Below are 4,447 nucleotides of genomic sequence, written 5' to 3' on the forward strand. Positions count from 1 at the left end.
TCCACTTACCAATCTTTTTTGTCATAACATCTTTCATAGCTATTTCATTCTTCAATCGTTCTCGTTCTTGTTTTGTCATATCCAAATCACCATCATTTCTTACATTGATTTTAACATACATCGGGTTTAAAATTCAATATAAAGTAAACATCCCCACTTGGGAGGTAGGGATGTTCTTTATAACATTTAATTAATCTAAGACTAGTAAGCTAATCCTGGGTTGAAGAATCCAACTAATACTCCAACGATAGCAATTACAATCATTAGACCCATAACTTTGATAGGTGTAACATTCTTTTTGGCCATTAACCACCAGCAGAATAATACAAATAACATTGTTAAGATTTTAGGGAATGCTCCATCTAATGAAGCTTGTAATAATACATCTTTAGTAGTATCGAATTTTTCAGTTACAATATCAACACCATTTTTAGCAAGAACCATTTTTTCACCAGTAGCTCCAGCAGTAGTTAATACTAAAGCAGTACTAATGTTAACCCATGAAGCAGCCATCGCACCAACGATAACTTGTCCCATGATAATTACAGATTCACGAAGGGCAGTTGCTTGTTCACCAACAATAACTTCAACAGCTGAACCTCCTAATTCATAACCTTTGTTATAGATAAATTTTTGGAACCAAATACTTGTTACATTCCATACAACGATATAGAATAGTGGTCCAATAATAGATCCACCTTCAGCAAGACCTAAAGCGATACCTAATAATACTGGAATATAAGTACCAACGATAAGTGAGTCACCAATACCAGCTAATGGTCCCATTAATCCAGCACGGATACCATTAATCATTTCATCATCAATTTCTGAGTTTCCATTTGCACGTGCTTCTTCAAGACCTGCAGTAATACCAACAACGATTGAACCAATTTGAGGCTCAGTATTGAAGAATGGATAGTAAGTAGTTAACTTTTCAGCTTGTTCATCTTTTGTGTCGTATAATTCCTGAATAATAGGCAACATTGACCACATGTAACCAAATGTTTGCATATGTTCATGAGAGAAACATGTTAAGTTTCCATAGAACCAACGCCAGAATGAACTATTTAATGTTTTCTTTGTAATTTTTTTCATATTAAATGTCCTCCTCGTCGTCTATAGCAGACCCGCCTTTAGCGGCTTTCAAACTAATTAAAGTCATTTGGTAGTTAATAAATGCAAATACAGCACCTACTGCAGTTGCAGCGATTAAAGTTAATCCCATAGAAGCTGCAATTGTAAAACCAAATACGAAGAAAATCAAGTCTGTAAGTTTTGTAACTACTGATTTTAATAAGATAGCAATTCCGACAGCTGGTAATAAACTACCTAATGTAAAGATAGATTTCATGTACCATGATTCCATTGGTAATGCTTCTTTAAAGTTTGTAACTGCTCCAGCACCATAGTAAACAATTAACATTACTGGAATAAATGAAATTACTAAGTGAGAAATTAAAGGTAATACAACTTCTACTTTACCAAGAATACTAAAGTCTTTTTTGTCTAGTCTAGCCCAACCAATGTGTTGCCAGATTAAGTTCATCATTGCTGTTCCATAGAACTGTACAGTACCAACTGTACCAACTAATGCTCCAATTGAACCTGCTAATGCTTGTGCATTAGGACTTGCTAAATCTAAACCTTGTGATTTAGCTGTAACATAAGCAAGAGGAATACCAATATACGATACTGCACGTAAGTCGGCAGCTACTGTTCCTCCTGGTGTAACTAATGCAATATAAATAATCTGCATTGGGATTGCGATTGTAATACAGCCTGGGATGTCTCCCAAGATTAATCCAACAAATACGGATGCGATTAAAGGTCTGTTTAATGTATAGTTACCAATTGTGGTTCCTAAACAAGCAATAGTTGATGCCGCTAAACATGACATTAATCCAAGTAACGCCGCTTGTATCCAAGAAATTTCCATAACTTTTGTTCTCCTTTTCTTTTTTTATGTTATCTGAATTTGGATAAATACTCCCAATATTCACCAAATTAAGAGTAACTTTGGGGGTTGAATTGAATCATATTGGCATGACTTAAAGAATACCTAATTACCAGCACAGTATTCTTTTCATCTATCCGAGATTATGATTGTGTAATTCTTCCCAGTTCGTTGTATATTAATCATCATAATAATGAGTAAATACAACATTTATCTTTCTTTGTTTATTAGTATATACTAATATCCAAATTTAGATCTAAATTTTGGCCATGAGCCAATTGCTGTTTCTTGAAGTAATGCAAAGTAAACATCGTATCCAGCGTTTGTCATTGCTTCACAAGCTTCTGCTTCTTCTTTAATAAGACTTTGGTTTTGTCCTAGTTTAATTGCTCCTGGACGATCATTACAAGGTCCAACAACGATTCTTTTAACTGCACTAGGTACCACTTTATTCGTAACCAATAATTCTGCCATATCAACAGGATTTTTAGTAATTAAGAAATATTTTTTATCACTATCTAATACTGTTTGTAATTTTTCTAAAAAATGTTCTTTTGTCCAAACAAATACTTTTTTATCAGTGGATGCAACAAATGATTGTTTTAACACTGGTGTTGTTGCTGCTTTGTCGTTTACTGCAATAATTCCATCACATGGGTATTCTTTTGACCAACGTGTGATAATCTGACCGTGAATAATACGATCGTCAATTCTAACAAAACTAATCATGACCTAAGTCCTCCTTATATATCATCTTCACAGTCTTCTACAACTGCTTTGAATTCCATCAATCCTGCATGTCCTTCACTTAACAATGTTTCTTTTAAAACTTCTTTGTCATCAATATTATCTTTCATCAAGACTGCTGTAATCGCAAGAGGCATATTCATACCTGCCAATACTAATGTTTTATCCAACAAACCTCGTTCGTCTAAAACAGCTAAAGCATTTGTAAATGGAGATCCACTTAAGATATCAGCTAATAAAATAATTTCATCATCTGAAGTTAAAGGTTCTACCAACTTTTTAAAATTTGATGCAAATTCATCAGCGCTCATGCCATCCTTTAGACTTGTGCTTAATACATCATCACGATTACCAGTCATCATTTTGACTGCACTATGCAACCCAGGGGCAAATTCACCGTGACTGACCATTATCACGTATTTCATTATATCTTCCTCCTTTTTCTTATCTTGCGTATGATTAATGTAACCACTTTCATCCACGTCTTAATGATAACGTATTGCCATCATTAATTCAAGTTATTTTTTGATATTTTGTTATTTAAAGCCTTATGATTTAACGACACTATTCACATATTGTTCACATAAATGATTAATTCTTCCATATTTTATATCTTAATACCCTAGTAAAGTATGCATATATGACGAAATATGTGATACAAGTTCAGAAGTCAAAACGTGTCATAAATAGTCAAAACAAGTTATTTTGTCACGCTCACCAAAACCCTACAATTGCCTTTGATTTTGTACTTACCACAACTTGCAGGAATGAACATATTTTCGCAATAGTTTGCCTCATACTCTTCTTCATTATATTCCACAATAGCGTCATTATGCACAAATGACAAGCAATGAAAATTATAACCTTTTGTATCTAAGTTCAATTCTCCACAGATATCATATAAGGTGACCTTGAATGCATCTCCATCTTCTAATACCTTCTTTTGTTCAATTCCTTCTTGCATTGGTGTTACTACTTTTTCGCTACGTTTATTTAAGCCTACTACATCAAAGCCTTTATCCAAATGAAGTTCTCGCCCATTTCCATTCGCATCTTTTCTTCCATAATCATAGAAACGATACGTTGTATTAGAATTAGTTCCCACTTCAAGAGCTAAAATACCACCGCCTAAGGCATGTAACATCCCTGCATCAATATAGATAAAATCTCCTGCCTCCATTGGTACTTTACGTAAATATGTCTCTAAAGTTTCCTCATGAATAGCTTTTTTAATAGCTTCTTTATCATCACTCAAAGTGCCCGCAACAAGGGTTGCTCCTTTTTTTGCTTCTAAAATATACCAAGATTCGCATTTCCCTTGATCATTTTCATGTGCTTTTGCATATGCTTCATCTGGATGCACCTGAATGGATAAATCTTCTTTTGCATCTAAGTAGGCAAGTCTTAACATAGCTTCTTTAGGATGCTTTCCTAACATTTCTGTTGGCTTTAAATCGATTAATTCTCCCAGTGTTATACCCGCATATTCTTTATTCAAGATTACATTTTGGGCATGTGGATGAGCACTTATTTCCCAACAAGTACCAAATCCCTTTTCTTTAATTCCTCGTGCTTTTGTTAAAACATCATTCGCCCAAATCGTTTTATCATAAATGGGTTTTAATTTTAGTGGATACATGTCATCACCTCTATGCTCATTATAGAATAAAATATTTGATATTTCAACATAATGTTATAACATTATACTAAGCATGTTATAGGCATTTTGATACGCTCGTATTACCA

At 33.9% G+C, this 4,447-nt stretch carries 5 protein-coding genes; all 5 read right to left on the minus strand.

Translation table 11 applies throughout. The features are described 5' to 3' along the window. Positions 1-201: 201 nt before the first annotated feature. Positions 202-1,095 carry a PTS system mannose/fructose/sorbose family transporter subunit IID gene (locus RSB60_RS10975; protein WP_332616336.1) on the minus strand — a complete coding sequence of 298 codons (894 nt, stop codon included), beginning with the start codon at positions 1,093-1,095 and terminating at the stop codon, positions 202-204. Position 1,096: 1 nt separating this feature from the next. Then, the gene (locus tag RSB60_RS10980) at positions 1,097-1,936 is read right to left on the minus strand and encodes a PTS mannose/fructose/sorbose/N-acetylgalactosamine transporter subunit IIC (protein ID WP_332616338.1); all 840 of its coding nucleotides are present in this window, start codon (positions 1,934-1,936) and stop codon (positions 1,097-1,099) included. Positions 1,937-2,191: 255 nt separating this feature from the next. Continuing rightward, positions 2,192-2,683: a PTS system mannose/fructose/N-acetylgalactosamine-transporter subunit IIB gene (locus RSB60_RS10985; RefSeq protein WP_332616340.1), complete on the minus strand. Its 492-nt coding sequence runs from the start codon at positions 2,681-2,683 to the stop codon at positions 2,192-2,194. Positions 2,684-2,697: 14 nt separating this feature from the next. Continuing rightward, positions 2,698-3,126, minus strand: a complete 429-nt coding sequence (locus RSB60_RS10990) for a PTS sugar transporter subunit IIA (protein ID WP_332616343.1) — start codon at positions 3,124-3,126, stop codon at positions 2,698-2,700. Positions 3,127-3,401: 275 nt separating this feature from the next. Beyond that, a complete protein-coding gene (locus RSB60_RS10995; protein WP_332616345.1) occupies positions 3,402-4,340 on the minus strand; it encodes a type I phosphomannose isomerase catalytic subunit in 939 nt (312 codons plus the stop codon). Positions 4,341-4,447 lie beyond the last annotated feature (107 nt).

This window comes from Anaerorhabdus sp. (assembly GCF_036657415.1).
Taxonomy (GTDB): Bacteria; Bacillota_I; Bacilli_A; order Erysipelotrichales; family Erysipelotrichaceae; genus Anaerorhabdus.

Excerpts from the sequence above, each read along its gene's own strand:
- RSB60_RS10990 (WP_332616343.1), bottom strand. The coding sequence starts at position 3,126 with ATGAAATACGTGATAATGGTCAGTCACGGTGAATTTGCCCCTGGGTTG.
- RSB60_RS10975 (WP_332616336.1), bottom strand. The coding sequence starts at position 1,095 with ATGAAAAAAATTACAAAGAAAACATTAAATAGTTCATTCTGGCGTTGG.
- RSB60_RS10995 (WP_332616345.1), bottom strand. The coding sequence starts at position 4,340 with ATGTATCCACTAAAATTAAAACCCATTTATGATAAAACGATTTGGGCG.
- RSB60_RS10985 (WP_332616340.1), bottom strand. The coding sequence starts at position 2,683 with ATGATTAGTTTTGTTAGAATTGACGATCGTATTATTCACGGTCAGATT.
- RSB60_RS10980 (WP_332616338.1), bottom strand. The coding sequence starts at position 1,936 with ATGGAAATTTCTTGGATACAAGCGGCGTTACTTGGATTAATGTCATGT.